At 37.9% G+C, this 19,344-nt stretch carries 22 protein-coding genes; 18 read left to right on the top strand and 4 right to left on the bottom strand.

The window, feature by feature from the left end:
• Positions 1–26: 26 nt before the first annotated feature.
• The gene (locus tag ACG916_RS10700) at positions 27–575 is read right to left on the bottom strand and encodes an NUDIX hydrolase (RefSeq protein WP_336952085.1); all 549 of its coding nucleotides are present in this window, start codon (positions 573–575) and stop codon (positions 27–29) included.
• 124 nt (positions 576–699) lie between these two features.
• Here ACG916_RS10700 and ACG916_RS10695 point away from each other — a divergent pair, with 124 nt between their 5' ends.
• The 13 genes from ACG916_RS10695 (at position 700) to ACG916_RS10635 (ending at position 14,058) form a co-directional block, all read left to right on the top strand.
• Positions 700–1,314 (top strand): CoA pyrophosphatase, encoded by a 615-nt coding sequence (locus ACG916_RS10695; protein ID WP_336952084.1) that lies wholly within the window; start codon positions 700–702, stop codon positions 1,312–1,314.
• Positions 1,315–1,373: 59 nt separating this feature from the next.
• Positions 1,374–1,907 (top strand): gamma carbonic anhydrase family protein, encoded by a 534-nt coding sequence (locus ACG916_RS10690; protein ID WP_336952083.1) that lies wholly within the window; start codon positions 1,374–1,376, stop codon positions 1,905–1,907.
• A 169-nt stretch (positions 1,908–2,076) separates the two neighbouring features.
• Positions 2,077–2,742, top strand: a complete 666-nt coding sequence (tsaB, locus tag ACG916_RS10685; protein ID WP_419328205.1) for a tRNA (adenosine(37)-N6)-threonylcarbamoyltransferase complex dimerization subunit type 1 TsaB — start codon at positions 2,077–2,079, stop codon at positions 2,740–2,742.
• A 32-nt stretch (positions 2,743–2,774) separates the two neighbouring features.
• A complete protein-coding gene (locus tag ACG916_RS10680; protein ID WP_419328206.1) occupies positions 2,775–3,599 on the top strand; it encodes an undecaprenyl-diphosphate phosphatase in 825 nt (274 codons plus the stop codon).
• Complete coding sequence (locus tag ACG916_RS10675; RefSeq protein WP_419328207.1) at positions 3,593–4,411, top strand: class I SAM-dependent methyltransferase; 819 nt, start codon at positions 3,593–3,595, stop codon at positions 4,409–4,411. The genes ACG916_RS10680 and ACG916_RS10675 overlap by 7 nt, the downstream gene beginning before the upstream one ends.
• A gap of 121 nt (positions 4,412–4,532) precedes the next feature.
• Positions 4,533–5,951, top strand: a complete 1,419-nt coding sequence (locus ACG916_RS10670) for a C13 family peptidase (RefSeq protein ID WP_419328208.1) — start codon at positions 4,533–4,535, stop codon at positions 5,949–5,951.
• A 124-nt stretch (positions 5,952–6,075) separates the two neighbouring features.
• Positions 6,076–6,915: an S-formylglutathione hydrolase gene (gene fghA / locus ACG916_RS10665; RefSeq protein WP_336952079.1), complete on the top strand. Its 840-nt coding sequence runs from the start codon at positions 6,076–6,078 to the stop codon at positions 6,913–6,915.
• 158 nt (positions 6,916–7,073) lie between these two features.
• A complete protein-coding gene (locus ACG916_RS10660) occupies positions 7,074–8,180 on the top strand; it encodes a YjgN family protein (protein ID WP_336952078.1) in 1,107 nt (368 codons plus the stop codon).
• Between the two features lie 20 nt (positions 8,181–8,200).
• On the top strand, positions 8,201–9,325 hold the full coding sequence (locus ACG916_RS10655; protein WP_336952077.1) for a M48 family metallopeptidase: 1,125 nt from the start codon (positions 8,201–8,203) through the stop codon (positions 9,323–9,325).
• Positions 9,326–9,603: 278 nt separating this feature from the next.
• Positions 9,604–10,290: a ribulose-phosphate 3-epimerase gene (gene rpe / locus ACG916_RS10650; protein ID WP_419330484.1), complete on the top strand. Its 687-nt coding sequence runs from the start codon at positions 9,604–9,606 to the stop codon at positions 10,288–10,290.
• Between the two features lie 409 nt (positions 10,291–10,699).
• The gene (locus ACG916_RS10645) at positions 10,700–11,110 is read left to right on the top strand and encodes a hypothetical protein (RefSeq protein WP_336952075.1); all 411 of its coding nucleotides are present in this window, start codon (positions 10,700–10,702) and stop codon (positions 11,108–11,110) included.
• Positions 11,111–11,165: 55 nt separating this feature from the next.
• Positions 11,166–13,145, top strand: a complete 1,980-nt coding sequence (locus ACG916_RS10640; RefSeq protein WP_419328211.1) for a multicopper oxidase domain-containing protein — start codon at positions 11,166–11,168, stop codon at positions 13,143–13,145.
• Positions 13,132–14,058 (top strand): copper resistance protein B, encoded by a 927-nt coding sequence (locus ACG916_RS10635; RefSeq protein WP_419328212.1) that lies wholly within the window; start codon positions 13,132–13,134, stop codon positions 14,056–14,058. Before ACG916_RS10640 ends, ACG916_RS10635 begins: the two co-directional genes overlap by 14 nt.
• Before the next feature lie 50 nt (positions 14,059–14,108).
• Here the strand turns inward: ACG916_RS10635 and ACG916_RS10630 are convergent, their stop codons facing one another.
• The gene (locus ACG916_RS10630) at positions 14,109–14,600 is read right to left on the bottom strand and encodes a DUF6985 domain-containing protein (RefSeq protein ID WP_419328213.1); all 492 of its coding nucleotides are present in this window, start codon (positions 14,598–14,600) and stop codon (positions 14,109–14,111) included.
• A gap of 218 nt (positions 14,601–14,818) precedes the next feature.
• Between ACG916_RS10630 and ACG916_RS10625 the strand changes: the two genes are divergently transcribed.
• The 4 genes from ACG916_RS10625 to ACG916_RS10610 all read left to right on the top strand — a co-directional run bounded on the left by ACG916_RS10625 (position 14,819) and on the right by ACG916_RS10610 (position 16,774).
• The gene (locus ACG916_RS10625; RefSeq protein WP_004723678.1) at positions 14,819–15,136 is read left to right on the top strand and encodes a DMT family transporter; all 318 of its coding nucleotides are present in this window, start codon (positions 14,819–14,821) and stop codon (positions 15,134–15,136) included.
• 109 nt (positions 15,137–15,245) lie between these two features.
• The gene (locus tag ACG916_RS10620; RefSeq protein ID WP_336952070.1) at positions 15,246–15,563 is read left to right on the top strand and encodes a DMT family transporter; all 318 of its coding nucleotides are present in this window, start codon (positions 15,246–15,248) and stop codon (positions 15,561–15,563) included.
• A gap of 36 nt (positions 15,564–15,599) precedes the next feature.
• On the top strand, positions 15,600–16,082 hold the full coding sequence (locus tag ACG916_RS10615) for a methylated-DNA--[protein]-cysteine S-methyltransferase (RefSeq protein ID WP_336952069.1): 483 nt from the start codon (positions 15,600–15,602) through the stop codon (positions 16,080–16,082).
• A 35-nt stretch (positions 16,083–16,117) separates the two neighbouring features.
• Positions 16,118–16,774 carry a nuclease-related domain-containing protein gene (locus ACG916_RS10610; protein ID WP_419328214.1) on the top strand — a complete coding sequence of 219 codons (657 nt, stop codon included), beginning with the start codon at positions 16,118–16,120 and terminating at the stop codon, positions 16,772–16,774.
• 108 nt (positions 16,775–16,882) lie between these two features.
• Here ACG916_RS10610 and ACG916_RS10605 read toward each other — a convergent pair whose 3' ends face one another.
• Together ACG916_RS10605 and ACG916_RS10600 are read right to left on the bottom strand one after the other, a co-directional pair.
• The gene (locus tag ACG916_RS10605; RefSeq protein WP_336952067.1) at positions 16,883–17,428 is read right to left on the bottom strand and encodes an XAC2610-related protein; all 546 of its coding nucleotides are present in this window, start codon (positions 17,426–17,428) and stop codon (positions 16,883–16,885) included.
• A 104-nt stretch (positions 17,429–17,532) separates the two neighbouring features.
• Positions 17,533–18,300 carry a hydroxymethylpyrimidine/phosphomethylpyrimidine kinase gene (locus ACG916_RS10600; protein ID WP_336952066.1) on the bottom strand — a complete coding sequence of 256 codons (768 nt, stop codon included), beginning with the start codon at positions 18,298–18,300 and terminating at the stop codon, positions 17,533–17,535.
• Positions 18,301–18,402: 102 nt separating this feature from the next.
• On the opposite strand from ACG916_RS10600, the gene ACG916_RS10595 reads away from it, so the two are divergent.
• On the top strand, positions 18,403–19,050 hold the full coding sequence (locus ACG916_RS10595) for an HAD-IA family hydrolase (RefSeq protein WP_419328215.1): 648 nt from the start codon (positions 18,403–18,405) through the stop codon (positions 19,048–19,050).
• Positions 19,051–19,344: the final 294 nt, after the last annotated feature.

Here is a 19,344-nt window from a genome sequence, read left to right as displayed (position 1 = left end):
TTGATCAAAGGAATATCTATTCGATATTATCCTGTTTGGTCTAATCGAGTGCCCAAAGTTTCAAGATGCATTGGAAATGTATTGGTTTTACGGTCTTCAAAATAATGTCTTAAGGTGCGTTCTACACTTGGAAAAGCTAAATCGTTCCAAGGAATTTCATGTTCATCAAATAAACGACTTTCAATGGTTTCTTCACCAGCACCAAATACACCATCTTTTATTTGTGTTTTAAATAAAACATAAACTTGCCCAATCCGTGGAATATTATACATGCAGTAAAGCTGTTCAATCTCAACCTCAGCTTCAGATTCTTCACGTGTTTCACGAGCTGCGCCTTGTTCCATGGTTTCAAATAGTTCCATATAACCAGCAGGCAAAGTCCATAGTCCATAACGTGGTTCAATAGCACGCCGACAGAGTAAAACTTTATTTTCCCAGATCGCCAGTGCACCACAAATAACTTTGGGGTTAATATAATGAATGGTGCCACAGTGTGTACAAACTTTACGGATTTTTTGATCACCTAAAGGAATTTTTTCTATGGTTGTATGACCACATGCACTGCAAAAACTCATAAGCTTCATTAAAAATGTGAGATAACTCAGCATAACTGAAAAATTCTACTTTCGCATCATTTATAGCCTTATCGATAAAATTTCCTATATGATAGAACAAGAACAAAAAGATAGAGTGAGATCAATGAAGGATGATGAGCTAACCCAAGTATTGCAAAATAGATTACGTTTTGGCAAAAGAACCTATCCAGCCAATGCCGCAGTGCTCATTGCTATTACTCAAGAAGCTGATCCTAAAATTTTGCTGACAAGACGTTCTGCTTACTTATCAAATCATGCTGGAGAAGTTTCCTTTCCTGGTGGTAAACGCGATCCAAATGATACCAGTAATATCGTTGTGGCTTTGCGAGAAGCATGGGAAGAAACCGCACTCAATCCATTTGATGTCAAGCTGATTGGTGATTTACCCATGGAGCGGGCAAAAAGTGGAATAACGGTAAAACCTGTGGTGGGATTAATCCCGCCTGACATTCAGTTGATTGCTCAGCCAAGTGAAATTGATCGTATATTCTATGCCCCGATTAAAAAAATGATGGAATCACAGCCTATTCCTTATGAAGTACGTTTGGCACATCAATCGGTGTATTTTCCCAGTTTAAGAATTGAAAATGAAATCATTTGGGGTTTAACCGCTCGAATTCTGATTTCATTATTTAAATATGGTTTGGATTATCAAAAAAACTGGCCGTTTTTATTGAACTCTCCATCTTTTAAGTCACAAATATTCAATAAGAAGTAATGCTAAAAAGTTATGATCAAAGTCAATGGTCTCAAAATATCTCAAAGGAATGTAATACCATGATGTATAAATTTAAAGGTTTTGCACCACAAGCTTTACATGCACCTTTTGATGGTTGGATTGCGGATAATGCTACAGTGATTGGCCAAGTGGAACTCGGGCAACAAGTCAGTGTATGGTTTGGTGCAGTCATTCGTGCGGACAACGCTAAAATTCATATTGGGAATTTTAGTAATGTTCAAGAAAATGCCGTTTTACATACAGATACAGGGATTGAATTAATCGTTGGCGATTATGTGACCATCGGGCATCAAGCCATGTTGCATGGTTGTACGATAGGCGATAATAGTTTAATTGGTATTAACGCTGTAGTTTTAAATCATGCTGTGATTGGTAAAAATTGTATCATAGGTGCAAATAGTTTGATTCCAGAAGGTAAAGTTATTCCTGATAATTCCTTGGTGGTGGGTTCGCCGGGTAAAGTCGTGAGAACTTTGGATGAGAATGCGGAGAACTTATTAAAAATGAGTGCTTTGCATTATGCCTCCCATTACAAGAATTTTATTGATTTAGAAGAGTTTAAATTTGAATAAATGATTAGTTTTAAAATTTGTCACTTAAATGCCAAGCACAATGTCTTGGCATTTTTATAGATTATTTTGATCTAATGGATTTTATCTGACAGGCTTTATCTCTAAGCTCTCGCGCTATTGAAATGAGTGGAGTATCATAGGCAACATTTTTAACATGGTAAGGTTGTGCATGAAATTGCTGGCATTGGAAACTGCCAATGAGCAGTGTTCCGTTTCGATTGTTGATGAAACTCAAACACTCTATTTTCAACTTGATACGCGAGCAAAAGCACAAACTCAAACCATTTTGCCGATGATTGAGCAAGGTTTTGAGCAAAATAAAATTTCCAATAAAGACTTGACTGCAATTGCATTTAGTCGTGGACCAGGCTCTTTTAGTGGTGTACGTATCAATGCAGCTGTGACTCAAGCTTTGGCATGGGCAAATGATATTCCTGTGATTCCAGTTTCAACCTTGCAAGCGCTGGCTCAAGCTGCTTATCGTCAGGCCCAATTGACTGAAGTGACCGCTGTTTTAGATGCGCGTATGCAGGAAGTCTATATGGCAAGTTTTAAGCTTGACCAAAATAACATTATGCAACTTGTAGACGAAGAAAAATTATTGGACTATCAACACGCTGCGGAATATCAAAAATATATCTTGATCGGTTCAGGTTCAGCTTTGGTGAATGTTGAGGCAATAGCGTTTCAACAAATTGCTGCTTCCGCTGATGATATTGCCACAATTGCGCGTCAAAATGCACTGCAAAAGCAATGGTTCAGTGCAGAGCAGGCCTTACCTGTATATTTACGTGATAATGCATGGAAGAAAATTCCAGAACAAGGTAAACCATAATCGTTTTTCGCTTTAATTTTTAGGATTTCACAATGGATCTTTTACTGCTACTCAAAGCAGCCATTATGGGTATTGTTGAAGGTATTACCGAATTCTTACCTATTTCAAGTACAGGGCATTTAATTCTTGCATCCGAGCTAATGAATTTCTGGACCAAAGAAAAGAGTGATTTATTTGTTGTTGCCATTCAAATGGGCGCGATCGCTGCAGTGATTTATGAGTATTGGAGCAAGCTTTGGGGCGCAGCAACTGGTTTGTTTTCAGGTGAACCGAGAGGCCGTCATCTTGGGATCAGTATTATTGCGGCCTCTATTCCAATTATGCTTGTTGGCTTGACATTTGGGGATATCGTAAAAGAGCTGCTGTTTAATGATATTTCTGTTGCGATTGGTTTGATTGTCGGTGGTTTAATCATTTGGTGGGTTGAAAAAAATCCTCCAAAAGTCAATGCAGTTGAAGTGGATAATATTTCTATTAAAGAAGCCATTTATATTGGTTTAATCCAAGTATTGGCGCTTATTCCGGGAACTTCACGCTCAGGTGCAACCATTATTGGTGGCATGATGTTGGGTGTATCCCGTAAGGCTGCGACTGAATTTTCATTTTTCCTTGGCATACCTGTAATTGTCGGCGCAGGTTTATTAGATCTTTTTAAGAATTACCATATTTATGAAACGACACAAGATTGGACTGTATTCTTTGTGGGTCTTATCGTTTCTTTTGTTTCTGCTTTAATTTTGATCCGTATTTTGGTGGCTTATGTTTCTAAGCGTGATTTCATGGTCTTTGCTTGGTATCGTATTGCTTCAGGTTTGTTGATTTTATTGTTTGCATTAACAGGTTGGAAATTATGGTAAGCGAAATTCGCTTATTTACTGAATCCACATTTTTTGAGAAAGCACAGTCCTACCAAACTGTGCTTTCTTTACGTGGTGTCATAGTAAACATTGCAACAATTGAAAACCTCAATGCACGGTTTTTAAGGCTGAACCCTGAACTTGCCTTGTGTGTCGATGAACAAGGTTTAAGCCTGTGCGCCAATGGCATGAAAATGCAACCTGACTGGAAAGCTGAAATCCCACGTTTAAAACGTGCCAGTTTAAAATCTGAAATGATTGCACGGGCATGTAGTATTTCAGAAAAACCAAACTTAATTGATGCAACTGCGGGTCTAGGACATGACGCATTATTGATGGCACATTTAGGGGCAAAAATAACCCTGATCGAACGTCATCCAATTTTATTTACTTTACTGGAAGATTCAAAAAAACAGCTAGAAAACGATCCATTTTTAGCCAAAGTTGTTGAGCGTATTGATTTGGTTTTTTCTGATTCAGCTGAATATTTACAACAATTGATAATCACGCATCAAACTGTTGATGTTGTTTATTTAGATCCGATGTTTCCGCAACGGGATCAAAATCAGCAAGCCATAAAAAAACAGGCTCAAGTCAAAAAGCAAATGCAGCTATTACACATGCTTTTACCAGAAGATGGTGAAATGGATTTAGGCGATCATCTTTTAGTCCTAGCACGGCAAATTGCGAAGCGAGTTGTGGTAAAACGTCCTAGACTGGCTGTATTTTTAAATGATCAGGCAACCGATCATCAATGGCAAGGTGATGCTTGTCGTTTTGATGCCTATTTTAACAGCAAACTTATTGAGTAATTTGGTAACTGTTTCAATAATAGTCGAATTATTGATATATAGTTAAATCAAAGATTGATAATTTTTTAGCCAAGCCTAAACTAGATAGGCTGATTGAAGCCACTGCCTTAACAGAATCTTTATGATAGATCTTAAACCCTCGATTAACTTTTGGCATGATTTGAAAAGTAACCAACGTGCAGGGATTTGGTTATTCTTAGGTTCGCGAAAGTCTTTACAAATTGTTCGTCCATCTATTCTTCAACTGATTTTTTGGGGACTGTTGGGTGCAGGTGCCAATACACTGTTTAGCTGGTTAGTTGCTGGTGATGGTGGTGTTTTTAATCGACAGGGTCTTGTCAGCTATGCATTGTGGCCTTTTATTGCCTTGATTGTGGGGATTTTCCTATCACAACGTACCAATAATCCACGCTTGATGTTGGTTCCAGCACTGTTATGGTTAGTGCTTGATACGCATATCATGTTGTTTCAATGTTTGCTTCAATATTTGGGCAACCAAGATCTACTGCCTTATTTCACTTATGATGTGATCCCATTGCTATTTTTTGCTTTGTTTATTTGGCAAAGCCTTGCTGTAGTATGGGTTTTTTCAAGAGAATTACAATGGCCATGGTGGGAACGTGCCTTAATCATGTTTGCTACAATAGCCACTTTGTTCACTTGGCAGGTTTCGATCAAGGAACAGCCAATTTGGAAAGTAGAAGAAGTTCCTCCAAGTCTCAGTGAAAGTGCTTTTTATGCACAAAGTCATTTGCTCAATAAAGCATTGGAACAGGTGCAGTTTGGTGAGTTTGCTCAAACACATTGGTACTTTTTGGGTGTTGCGGGTGCTAGTTATCAAGACGTGTTTAAATTTGAAATTGATCGAATTAAAGAACAATTTGATACCCGTTTTGGAACTTTTGGACGCTCTGTTGAGTTGGTTAATAACCCACAAAGCATTAAAGACACTCCTATTGCATCTAAAACCAGTATCGACCTTGCTTTACGCCGTATTGGTCAACAGATGAATCGCGAAAGTGATGTATTGTTTCTTTATATGACTTCTCATGGCTTACCTAATCGTTTTGAACTAGAAAATGAACCGATTAATTTGGATGATGTCGATCCAAAATGGTTAAGAGAAACCCTAGACAAATCGGGTATTCGTTGGAAAGTGATTGTGATTTCAGCCTGTTATTCAGGTAGCTTTGTTTCAGCACTCCAATCACCAGATACTTTGATTATTACTGCTTCTGCAGCAGACCGTGCTTCATTTGGTTGTTCAAATGAAGCTGATTATACTTATTTTGGTCGAGCTTTCTTTGATCAGGCAATGCGTGAACAAGGCTCTCTCAAAGCTGCATTTAAAGAAGCGACTGAAACAGTTGCGAAATGGGAAAATGCACAAGGCTTTGATCCATCTGAACCGCAATGGGTGATTGGGAAAAATATGGAAATGATGTTACCGCAATTGGAACAACATTTATTTCCACAACAAGGGGCTATTACTAGTGCTCAAACTCAAAATGTAAAACTGAATACACAACAAAAGCCATGATAAATAGCGGCGCTTTAAATGCGAAAGCAAAAGCGCTTTTAATTTATATTTAGGTTGATTGTATTGATGCTTTAAGACTGTAGTTCTAAACAATTTAAAGATCGAAATATGGAGCGATACGCGAATGGAACTTTTAAGTAAAAATATCTGTTTTGATGGTGAACAAAGAATTTACCAAATTCAGTCAAATTATTTAAAAGGGGCAACGAAGTTTGCGACATATCTTCCGCCTCAAGCATTAAAAGGACAGAAATGTCCTGCATTATTCTATTTAGCAGGACTGACTTGTACGGAAGAAACCTTTATTATTAAAGCACATGCGCAACGGTTGGCATCTCAGCTTGGCTTGATCTTGATTACACCAGATACATCGCCTCGTGGTGAACAGGTTGCGCAAGGTGATTCATGGGATTTGGGACAGGGTGCCGGATTTTATATTAATGCAACTCAAGCACCTTGGGCTGAGCATTTTCAGATGGAAAGTTATATTGTAGATGAACTTTATCCATTACTGATAAAAACTTTTCCAATTCAATCTGAGGCAGTGGGAATATTTGGTCACAGCATGGGCGGGCATGGCGCATTAACACTTGCTTGGAAACATCCAAATTATTTTAAATCAGTGTCCGCATTTGCCCCGATTTGTGCGCCTACTGAATGCCCTTGGGGTGAGAAGGCTTTTTCTCATTATTTAGGATCGAATAATCGTTCAGAATGGGCAAAGCATGATGCAACCCAGTTACTGCTTTCTAAAGGTCAGTTATTTGACGAAATACTTATCGATCAAGGCTTAAAAGATCAGTTTTTTAGTCAATTGAATCCTGAGAAATACCAGAAAGCCTGTAATAAAGTAGGGCAAAAAATCACATTAAGATTTCATGAAGGCTATGATCATGGTTATTATTTCATTCAAAGCTTTATTGATGACCATTTACAGTTTCATGCTTTGCAATTGCAAAAATAGTTGGGTCACCTAACAAAAAATTAAATTTTGAGTAAAAGTAAACTATAGTTTACTTTTACTCTATTTCTTTCAGCTTAGAAAAAATATAAACTACTTTTTGAGGTTTTATTTCATATCATTTTAGATTGTCATTAAATAATTTAAATAAAGAGAAGAATATGCAAGAACAAATACCGCCTCCATTTCCAAGTCATTTGAATTTGGAAAAGGGCGCTACACCACCAGAAATACAGCAACCCATAGACCAGCAGTATCCTAAAATTCATCGTTTTAAATTTCACGGTGATGCGATGGAATATTTTGGTATATGGATTGTGAATATCCTATTGACCATCATCACCTTAAGTTTGTATGCACCTTGGGCGAAAGTGCGTCGTTTACGTTATTTTTATGGCAATACTGAATTCTTTAAAAGACGTTTTGACTTCACGGGTATTCCAACCAAGATTTTAGTTGGACGATTGATTGCATTGGGTATTTATGCAGCCTTTTCAATTTCCTCGCAGTATTCCATGATTGCAACGGTAGTTGGTCTAGTTGTGCTATATGCAGCAGTACCTTGGCTTATTCGAGCAACAATGCGCTTTACTGCAAGAAATAGTAAGTTTGGAAATAGTCGTTTTTATTTTGCGGGAACCACAAAAGAATCCTATAAAGTCTTTTTTCTTAGTATTTTAATTTATATTTTTAGTTTAGGTATATTTTCTCCTGTTGCGATCTGGTTGTATAAAAAATACTACATTGATCATTTATATGCAGGTCAGTTGGATTTTAAATTGAATGCCGATTGGTCAGCTTATATGGGTGCAGTCTACATTCCAATTTTTATGTCTTTTGGAATCATGCTTGTATTTGGCATTATCTATTTTGGTATTATCGGTTTTATTGCTGGGTATACACCAAACTTTTTTATCTTTGGTGTCTTTGCAATGTATGCTGTGGCAGGTTTGTTTATTTATCCATTGATCGCAGCACGTATTTTTATTACTACATGGAACAATACAACGGTGGGGAGTAGCCAATTTAAAACAGATTGTAATCAATGGCGTTATGCATGGATTGTGGCATCAAATTGGCTGGTTAAAATTCTAAGCATTGGTTTAATGTCTGCATGGGCGGCAATTCGTATTCACAAATATCAAGTTGATTCGATGAGTTTAATTTTGCATGATGATCCAGATCAAATGATGAATCTTGCACAGCAAGAGCAAAGTGCTTTAGCTGAAGAAATTAGTGACATCTTCGACATTGATATTTCTTTATAATGATATGAGTTGAATAATTTATGTCACGACCAATAGAAGTCATTTTCTATGATGGTGTGGTGTCTAAACCACACCATGCCCAACTTTCTGCTCAATCTGAGTTCGAAGTGCTGATTCAGTATGGTGAGCGTTTAGAGCATCAACGCCGTTATGCATATCGCGATATGGAATTAATTGGCGCACTGGGGCAATTAAATCCTGCGATTGAGCTTAAAGATGACGCTAGGATTGAGTTTCAGGGGGCTTTACCAGAATGGTTTAATTTTGGGACTAAAAATGTTCAGCATTCAATTTGGAAATTAGAACGTTCTCCAAGTTTAATTGTATTCAGTATCGTCTTTGTCGCGGTTTTTGTTTTTGCTTTAGTGAAATGGGGTGTTCCAGCAGCATCACATTATGTTGCTTTTCAGCTGCCTGAAAATAGTTTGAATAAATTAGGTGATGAAGCGGAAAAATATGTATTGAATAATTGGACTAACCCCAGTCATTTGGCACAAGGTCAAAAAGATCTAATTTCCAAGCAATATCTAAATACCATCGCTGAAGGAAAACCTGCAAAATTGGTCTTCCGTGAAGGTGGGCAATTGGGTGCCAATGCAGTGGCTTTACCCAACAATACCATTATTATCACTGATGAGTTGATTGAAATGGCGCATAGTGATCAAGAGATTTTAGGTGTATTGGCTCATGAGCAAGGGCATTTGGTTGAACGGCATAGTTTACAACAAGGCTTGACCAGTCTGGGGTTGAGTGTGTTGTATATTGCCATGACGGGTGATAGTTCAGACCTATTGACCTCGTTACCTGCCGCGATGATCGGTGCAAATTATTCACGTAAATTTGAAGCTGAGGCGGATATGTATGCGCTGAAATTGATGGATCGTAAAGGCATTGAAGTGTCTCATTTTGCGAATTTCTTACAACGCTTAAGTGATGAAACTGCACTGGAAGAAAAACCAAAGCAATCAGGTAAAACAGCAGAAGCTGATAAAAAAGCGGATCCAAATAAAAAACAACCTCAAAATGAATCTAGTGAAAAAGAAAGCTCTCTAGAGATTTTTGATGCCTTATCTTCACATCCTGCAACTGAAGAACGCGTTAAAATGGTTCGTGATTTTGAGAAAAAACAACAGGCTAAACCTTAAGCAGCATAGATAAGCGATGTTTTATCTATAGATTGTGCAAGGTGGTGGTGACTTGATCTAGGGCTTAATGAAGCCCTTTATTTTTTTGTATTTTCTCAAAAGATTAGATTATTCGCTAAAACCCATATCATCAAGTAATAGACAGTCACTCATTCAATCAGATTAATTGCTATGACCTGATAAATGACCAAGATAAGTAAAACTGTTGCTTTTTAAAACAACCCAATAAGGTAAGTTTGTTATAATGGGAAAAATATTTCTCTTTGCCAGGTTGTTTCATGTCCAAGCCATTTCTGATTGCACCTTCAATTTTATCTGCCGATTTTGCCCGTCTGGGTGAAGATGTGGAAAAAGTATTGGCAGCTGGTGCAGATGTTGTCCACTTTGATGTCATGGATAACCACTATGTTCCAAACCTAACTTTTGGTGCGGGTATATGTAAGGCATTAAAGAAATATGGGATCAAAGCCCCGATTGATGTGCATCTTATGGTTTCACCTGTGGATCGTATGATTGGTGATTTCTTAGAAGCAGGCGCAGATATTATTACTTTTCATCCTGAAGCAACACATCATATTGACCGTTCATTACAATTGATTAAAGATGGTGGTGCTAAAGCAGGTTTGGTATTTAATCCAGCAACACCTTTGCATTATCTCGACTATGTTTTAGATAAAGTGGATCAAGTGCTTTTAATGAGTGTAAACCCTGGTTTTGGCGGCCAAAAATTTATTCCAACGACTTTGGATAAATTACGCGAAGCGCGTAAAATTATTGATGCTTCAGGTCGTGACATTCGGTTAGAAATTGATGGCGGTGTTGGCCCAGCAAATATCCGTGAAATTGCTGAAGCAGGAGCTGATATGTTTGTTGCTGGTTCGGCGATTTTTAGTAAACCTGATTATCAAGCTGTGATTAACGAAATGCGTGCTGAATTAGCAAAAGTTGGACAAGTTTCGGCTTAAACTTTTCCACAAGTGTATTGTGTGAATTGTGGATAACTCTGATGATAACTATATGGATAACCATGTTGATAAGCATATGGATAAGCTGGGTATAGATTAATCAAAGGGTGATCAATCGTTTATCATGTATGCAATTTCTGTTTAAAAAGAGCCCAAATGGGCTCTTTTGTTATAAAAATTATCTGCTCTTCATCAATTTGATTATTCATTTTTTATTCAAAGTAGAATTGATGCTAAATTATTCAGTGATATTGGCAATCTTTCCACATGATATTTGCCAAAATCGTTATTATTGGCTATGCTCTTAGCTTCATTATGGATTAAAACATAGGTTTTAGTTTTGTTTAGACAACTGCACAAACAGCTTTGGTTTGTTTGTCTTATGGTTTTTGCCATAGGTTGGAGCAGTGTGTCTATTGCATCTGTAAATATGATGCAACATGCGCAAATGATGAATGCATCACTTTTAGATGAACATCAATCGATGATGAAAAACAGTACTGTAAAAGAAATGAAACAACACTGTTTAGACATACAACAAAAACAAAATGATCAAAAATTGCGTCTCAATCATGAGCAGCAGGTGCAAAATTTAAAAGATTGCCATAATCTACAGGTTCAATCTCAAGATACGCAGCAGAGCAAATGCCTAGACTGTGCTGCATTATCATGCCAATCTTCAGTGGTTTGGTTCAATCCTGATATTCCCAAATTGATTGCACCCGATCATCTGCACAACACTCAAGCCTATCAAATCAATTACCAAGCTCAGCACCTCGCAGGGCATTGGCAAGAAATCCTACGTCCTCCAAAAGCTTAATCTGATTTTAGACACTTTTTTATTCAAAATTGCTTGTTAAAATTTAGGTTAAGTTATGTTTATTCAGTTATCTCAAAAGCGATTAGCTCAAAGCTTGGTTGCGACATTGTGCTTGGTCTCCTCAACTTGGGGAATTGCCGCAATCAAAGAATATCAACTCAGCATTGATGAAGGAATCGTCAATGTAACAGGTAAACCGGTAAAACGAATTACTGTAAATGGCCAGTTTCCCGCACCACTTTTAGAATTTGAAGAAGGTGATGAAGCGGTGATTCGTGTTAAAAATAATTTAAAGAATCAGGATTCATCGATCCACTGGCATGGCCTATTATTGCCCGGCATTATGGATGGTGTACCTGGCTTTAATGGTTATAACGGGATCAAACCCAACGAAGAATTTGTCTATAAGTTCAAAGTTCGTCAGAGTGGAACCTATTGGTATCATGCCCATTCGAAAGGCCAAGAACAAGATGGTTTATATGGTTCTTTAGTGATTTATCCAAAGAATAAAAAACCGCTGGCAGCGCATGAACGCACAGATCGTGATTATGTGGTGATGTTGTCGGATTTCCATGAGCAAACCAGTGACCAGATCCAAAAAAATCTAAAGGTTTCCGCAGAATATTATCAAAATCGACGTGAAACATTAGGGGATGTTTGGAAACAGTTACAACGTGATGGTTTAAAAGCAACATGGTCTGATCGCAAAATGTGGAATCAGATGCGTATGTTAAAAACAGATATGTCTGATGTGACGGGTTACACCTTTCTTGTAAACGGGAAAACGCCTGAACAAAATTGGACAGGTCAGTTTAAGCCAAATGAAAAAGTTCGACTCCGCTTTGTGAATGCATCGGCAATGTCGTTCTTTGATGTACGCATCCCTCAGCTAAAAATGACAGTGGTCAGTGCCGATGGTCAACCAGTAAAACCTGTGAGTGTGGATGAGTTTCGTATTGGTACAGCAGAAACCTATGATGTGATTGTTGAACCTAAAATCAGTCATTATCAGATCGAAGCAGAGTCTATTGACCGTTCAGGATTTGCGATTGGAACACTCCACAATGAATTAACAGCAAAAAGTGCTGCTATTCATATGCCTGCTGCTCGTCCACGTGCTCTGCTAACTATGGATGATATGGGAGGTCATGGTGGCGGAGGGATGGATCACTCCAAGATGAGTATGGGTGATATGTCAGGCATGGACCATTCAAAAATGAGTGCTGACGATATGCAAGGCATGGACCATTCAAAAATGAGTGCTGACGATATGCAAGGCATGAACCATTCAAAAATGAATACTGATGCTATGCAAGGCATGGATCACTCGAAAATGAGTGCGAATGATATGCAGGGCATGGACCATTCAAAAATGAGTGCTGATGCTATGCAAGGTATGGGCCATTCAGAAATGAATGCGAATGATACGCAAGCTATGGATCATTCACAGGATAGCAATTCATCGGCAGCTCAAAAAAATGACCAAGTGGTTTATGGTTGGGCAAATGCATCGACGCCGCAAGGAGATAAAGCACTGCAATACAGTGATTTAAAATCACTAACCCCTCAACCTGATACTCGTGATGCCACCAGTGAATTGGTGATTCGCTTAGGCGGAACCATGGAGCGTTATGTTTGGACGATCAATGGTAAAAAATTCAGTGATGCTGAACCACTCAAAGTGAAATATGGCGAACGTATCCGAATTAAATTTATCAATGACAGTATGATGGCGCATCCAATGCATTTACATGGCATGTTTATGCAACTGGAAAATGGTCAGCCTGCTGTGGATATGCCCAATAAACACACCATTGTTGTACCACCTGCAAAAACAGTTACAGCATTATTAACCGCTGATGAATTGGGTGAATGGGCAATCCATTGTCATTTGCTCTACCACATGAGTGCAGGGATGATGAATAAATTGATTGTTGCCAATGTGAGTGATGGCAAAGTGTCCACCCAGCCAGTTCAAACAACAAATACCACTCAAAAGGCTGAAGTGAAAGGGGACGAACATGCAAATCATTAATCTTTTTTCTAAATCAGCTCTGGCAAGTTCATTACTTATGCTGAGTGGTTTGGCTTTGGCCCATGAAGGGCATCAGATGCAAAGTGATGAGAGTATTGCGACTGAATCAACTGTAGTGACTGATTATTCAAGCATGGATCATTCAAAAATGAATCAGTTGGATAAGCAAAGCAATGTTGTAGATCATACACAGCATCAAGCGATTACAACCACTAAGGGGGCGGAAAGCGTAGCTTCGCATAGTACCCATGATCATGGTAAAGAACATGGTGCGCAGGTTTATCAGCGAGTGACTATTGATAATGCTTGGATGCTGGATGAAGATGGAAAAGGTACTTTAGATTCATCTTTAGAGTTACGCATAGGTACTGATGAAAATAAGTTATTCATTAAAGGGAGCTCCAGTAAGGCTGAATCAGACAAAATAGAATATGATCTAAGTGCCCTCTATAGCCGTAACATTGCTGATTTTTGGGATGTACAGGCGGGTGTGCGTTACAGTGATAATCCTGAGCGAACCACTGATCAGGAACGTGTAGATGCGGCTTTGGGTTTACACGGCTTGGCGCAGTACTTTTTTGAAACAGATGCTTATCTGTATTTCGGACAGGACAGTCAGGTTGCATTTAGCCTAGAAACTGAACGTGATTTATTATTGACACAAAAGCTGATTTTAAAGCCTTATTTAGATTTAAATGTGGTATTTAGCGATGATTCACGCTATGCCCAAAAAACAGGCCTAAACAGTATTAAAACAGGTTTAGAAACCCGTTATGAAATTACAAAAAAGGTGATGCCTTATGTGAGTGTGGCCTATACATATTCTAAAGGTAAAAAAGAGACAGCATGGCAAACTGCAACTAAGTCCGAATCAGGTTGGTTATATGGTGCAGGTCTGCGTTTTAGATTCTAAGCTTTAGTTTTTTGTATAAAGCAAAAGGTCACTTCTTTAGGAGTGACCTTTTACGTTTCTGCAATGCCAGCGACACATTCAAGCTGATTATTTACAAACTTAAATTCCATTCCATGCTCTGTATCTAAATCATAGTGAATAGAGAGGGTTAAGCTATCGGGTGCGCTCACACGCAAATTTAACATGGTCTGAATATAAGGATTATGGGATTCCACATCCTGAATATTCAATGCAGCCTTACCGGATTTTTCTGGATTTTCATAATAATGTGCATAAAGCTTTTGATAGCGTTCAAAAGCATGTTGCTGAATGGTCTGAATATGTTGTTCAATACTGTTGATAAATAATTGGTAGGTTTTTGCAAAAGCGTTGAGTTGATCAAGATTGGGTGCTTCTTCGATCTCTTCGCCATCTTCATCAAACTCTTCCCCTAAGAAAATCTCCCGATCAGCATTTTGATTAAAAAAACAATGTGAAAAAAATGTTTCTGAACTAAACCCAGCCCAGCTCGGGTGGATATCACCCCAATAATCATGTTTCATGGTTTTGATTCCTGATTTTTATATTTAGCATGCTTGATCATAAAGTAAGCCTCACGAAAAAAAATTATTCGAAATGTAAAAAAGGTCAAATTTTGTAAATTTTAATAAACTCCTCAACATGAGTTGATATAATTAGCGTTCTTCAGGAGGAACGACCTCCCTCAATTTGAGAAAAATCGTCAGGACGGCCTGATTCTAATTTAAATTTGGAGCTGGTCATGGCTTGGGTTTTTCTTATTTTCGCAGGTATCTTTGAAATCGTTTGGGCATATAGCATGAAATTGTCCGAAGGTTTTACAAAGCTTACACCAAGTATTGTCACCTTATTTTTCATGATTTTAAGCTTTGGTCTATTGGCATATGCGATGCGTACTTTGCCATTGGGAACTGCTTATACCATTTGGACTGGGATTGGAGCGATAGGCTCATTCTTGGTTGGTATTTTTATTTTAGGCGAACCTGCAACAGCAATGCGTATGTTCGCTGCTGTACTGATTGTTTCTGGCTTAGTTTTAATGAAACTTTCTTCGTCTTAATTTATTTAAATATTTAAGTGCTATTTCTGTAGGAGGTAGCACTTTTTTTATGTGTAGTTCATGGTGTAATCAATATTGGAAACACCCAATAGAAAATGGTGAATATATAATGGCATGGGTTTTATTGGCAGTTGCTGGTTTGTTTGAAGTGGTTTGGGCATATTTTATGAAGGTGTCTGATGGGTTTACTAAATTGACACCTAGTATTTTGACCATCATCTTTATGATCGCAAGTTTTGCTTTACTTTCTTATGCAATGAAAACATTACCACTTGGTACCGCTTATACGGTGTGGACAGGGATTGGTGCGATTGGTTCATTTGCCGTCGGAATTTTCTTTTTAGGTGAACCAGCCTCAGCGATGCGGATGTTGGCTGCTGTATTGATTATTTCAGGTCTTATTTTGATGAAATTATCTTCAAGCTAAGTTAAGCTGTTGCTGAGTTGGAAAGGGAATAAGGACATGCAACTTGCATTTATGGAAATGAGTTCCCCAGTCGGGATATTAAAATTAGTCGCCCATGATCATGCCTTGGTTGCAGTACTTTGGGAAAATGAAAATCCTAAACGGGTTCGTCTGGCTGAATTAATTAAAAACAATACGCATCCAGTTTTGTTGGAGACGGCGAAACAATTGAATGAATATTTTCAAGGAAAAAGAACCCAGTTTGATTTACCGCTAGATTTTGCGGGGACTGAGTTTCAGCAAAAAGTTTGGCAAGCTTTATTGACGATTCCATTTGGTGAAACGCGTAGCTATAAAGAGATCGCAGAACAGATTGGAAATGTCAAAGCGGTTCGGGCAGTGGGTGCAGCGAATGGTAAAAATCCCATCTCTATTATTGCACCATGTCATCGTGTGGTCGGGGCAGATGGTAAATTAGTGGGTTTTGCGGGTGGGTTGGATAATAAGGATATTCTTTTAAAAATTGAACAAGTGCCATAGACTCAACGCTATTTATTATTACATTACAATTTAAAATGCTTGCTCAAATTTTTACATCATTCTTATCAAATCTAGGTTGGATCGTTTTACTTTTCGTTGCGATTACGCTAGTTAAATTATTTAAGCCCTTTTTAAAAGGGAAAATAGGTGAATTTGCTGTCAGTACCCATGTAAAAGTCTATTTAGATAAAGAAAATTATATTTTATTAAATGATTGTACTCTGCCTGATGCGCAAAATCAGACCACCCAAATAGATCATATTTTATTAAGTCTTTATGGTGTTTTTGTCATTGAAACAAAGAATTATAAAGGTTGGATATTTGGTGGCGAGCGTCAAAAGATTTGGACACAAAAGATTTATAAAAAGAGCTATAAGTTCCAAAACCCATTACATCAAAATTATAAGCATCAAAAAGTTTTAGAAAGTGTGCTCACAGATATTGTTGATTCCACTCAGATCCATTCAATCGTGGTTTTTATGTCTGATTGCGAATTTAAAACCAAAATGCCAAACAATGTCTTTCGTGGTGCAGGTTGGACAGATTATGTAAAACAATTTAAGCAAATCAACATTCCTCCAATGAAATTAAAACGTATTCAGTATCGTCTAGAGAAAGAAATTTTAGAAAATTCGTGGAAAACCAATCGCCAACATATACAAAGTCTTAAAGATAAATATACTGAGAAATGAACATATTACGCATAATCAACATTCTACAGATTAAATTATATTTTTTGTATGATTGGATGCTTATATTATATCTATGGCATTAAGTTCAGTAGAGGATGAAGCGAAAATTCATTCATCCTCCACTTTAGACTTTAACCATTTCCATTGCCCATTTTTAAATTGATACGTGTCGACCCACCATCTTGCGCCACCTCGACATGAGCTGGTCATTTGTTTCTTGTGGGTAATCAGTTTGAGATCCGTCAATCCAGAACACTGTGCATGACTAAAATCAATTTTTCCTTGGTTCAACACTTGATAGTCTTTACTTTTAGGTTGATAGAGAAAAATATCAAAAATTGAATAAACCCCCATTCCCATATCAGGTGTAGACACAGCAATATCGGTAAATCCATCAAAATTGTAGTCTTGAAAATGAATTTGTCTTTTACGTTCAAATGGTAATTCTGCAAGATCAAATGCTTGCTGTTTAGCCGGTGTTTGAATGATGAGTTGACCTGATTCGTCATCGCCATCTTTAAAAATAAAATGGGTTTTTTGCCCATTCACTACATCGTTAATATTGCGACTTACAGTTTGTTGTTGAGGTTGGGCAAATGCGAATGGGGTTAAAAGTAAACTTGATAGCATTATTGTCGTGAGTGTTTTATGCATTGTTATTCTCGTTGTCATTCCCATTGTTTTAGGGGATTTCCAAGTTTCAGCTGTTTATTGAAACTTGGATGCTATTTTCAAAAGTGCAGAGTAATATTCAACATTTAAAAGCGCTTTGGAATTTTTTGGCCACCTTCAATCGGCGTTTCGGCATTTTTTAATACACCAAATAACCATGTTTCAGCATGTTGTACCGCGATTTTAAGCGGATCTCCTAGTGCTAAACGTCCTGCAATAAAGCTTGCCAATGAACAACCTGAACCATGGTATTCACCTTCTAAACGGGGACATTTAGATTCAGCGATCATTTCACCGTTCACATATAAGGCATTACGAATATAGTTTGGGGTATCTTCATGACCACCTTTTACCAGAACAGCTTGTGCGCCCATTTCAAATAGCTTGGCTGTGGCTTTTTCTATGTCCTGTTCTGCTGTTAATGCACGTAATTCTACCGTATTTGGGGTAATGATTGTTGCTAGAGGAATCAGTTCGATAAAGGCTTTAACCAAGGTCTCTTGATTACCCAGTGAACCACCACTATTTGCCACTAAAACAGGATCAAGTACATATAGATAATCTGGATGTTCACGTAAAAACTCAGCCAGTGCAGCAATATTATCTGTCGTCCCCAACATCCCCGATTTGATGGCTTTAATGGGTAAATCACCAACAACTGCATTGGCCTGAGCAAGCAGTAGTTCTTTGGAGCTGGCTTTAAAACCAAAAACTTGTTGAGAGTTTTGAATGGTTAATGCTGTACAAGCAATTGCCGCATGTGCGCCACTTTGACCAATCGCTTCAATATCAGCCTGTATACCAGCACCACCAGAAGGGTCTAGACCTGAAAAACAAAGTACAGTAGGGCGCACGATGATGTCCTTAATTCACAAATTTACGTTAGTATAGGCAAGTTTGCGAGAACACTCGATAGTAATTTGATAATTGTTTCAAACACAGATTTAAAGGATTGGATGGTGATAAAGAATATTTTAATTGATCTCGATGGCACATTAACCGACCCAAAAGTAGGCATTACGACATCTGCACGTTATGGACTTGCAAAGGTTGGGCATCCGATTCCTGACAGTGAAAATATCGACTGGATTATTGGTCCACCGTTAAAGGCATCATTGGCAAAGCTACTCAAAGTTGAAGCAAATGATATTTTAGCTGAGCAAGCTTTATTAGGTTATCGTGAACGTTTTGCTGTAACTGGCCTATTTGAAAACCATGTTTTTGATGATGTAGTACAAACCTTGGAAGCCTTAAAAAGTAAGGGCTATCGACTGTTTTTAGCCACTGCAAAACCTGAAGTCTATGCACGGCAAATCTTAGATCATTTTGATTTATTAAAATATTTTGATTATCCGTATGGCAGTGAGTTAAATGGCGAGCGCACCAATAAAGGTGAGTTAATCACTTATATCCTTGAAAAAGAAAAGTTAAATCCAAAAGAGTGTTTGATGGTGGGAGACCGGGAACATGATATTTTTGGTGCACGTAAAAATGGCATTGAAACCATTGCGGTAGAATATGGATATGGTTCAAAACAAGAGTTGGACGAAGCAGTGCCGAAAGCAAGAATTGCAAAGTTTTCTGAATTGTTAAATCTGGTTTAAATCTAGGTTATTGGAGTAATTCGAATCAAATTAATCATCCCCAACACATCGATAAGATATTCTCGGTTGGGGATTTTACTTGTAATCACATAGTGAGTAGCAATCACACATTTAAACACGGACTGAATCCCCCGATAATCTTTTAATGTCATTCACTCAATTGGGTAGAGATACCGCATGATGGGGAAGCGTTAAACTCTTAAGTCCATCACCGCTCAATTTAAGATCTACTTGCAGTAAAATTTGGATCTAATGTGGAGAGATATTCAAATCTGCAATGCACCACATCAATCC

The sequence above is a fragment of the Acinetobacter legionensis genome, assembly GCF_048552295.1.
GTDB lineage: Bacteria > Pseudomonadota > Gammaproteobacteria > Pseudomonadales > Moraxellaceae > Acinetobacter.
This window is presented reverse-complemented; position numbering and strand designations above follow the sequence as displayed.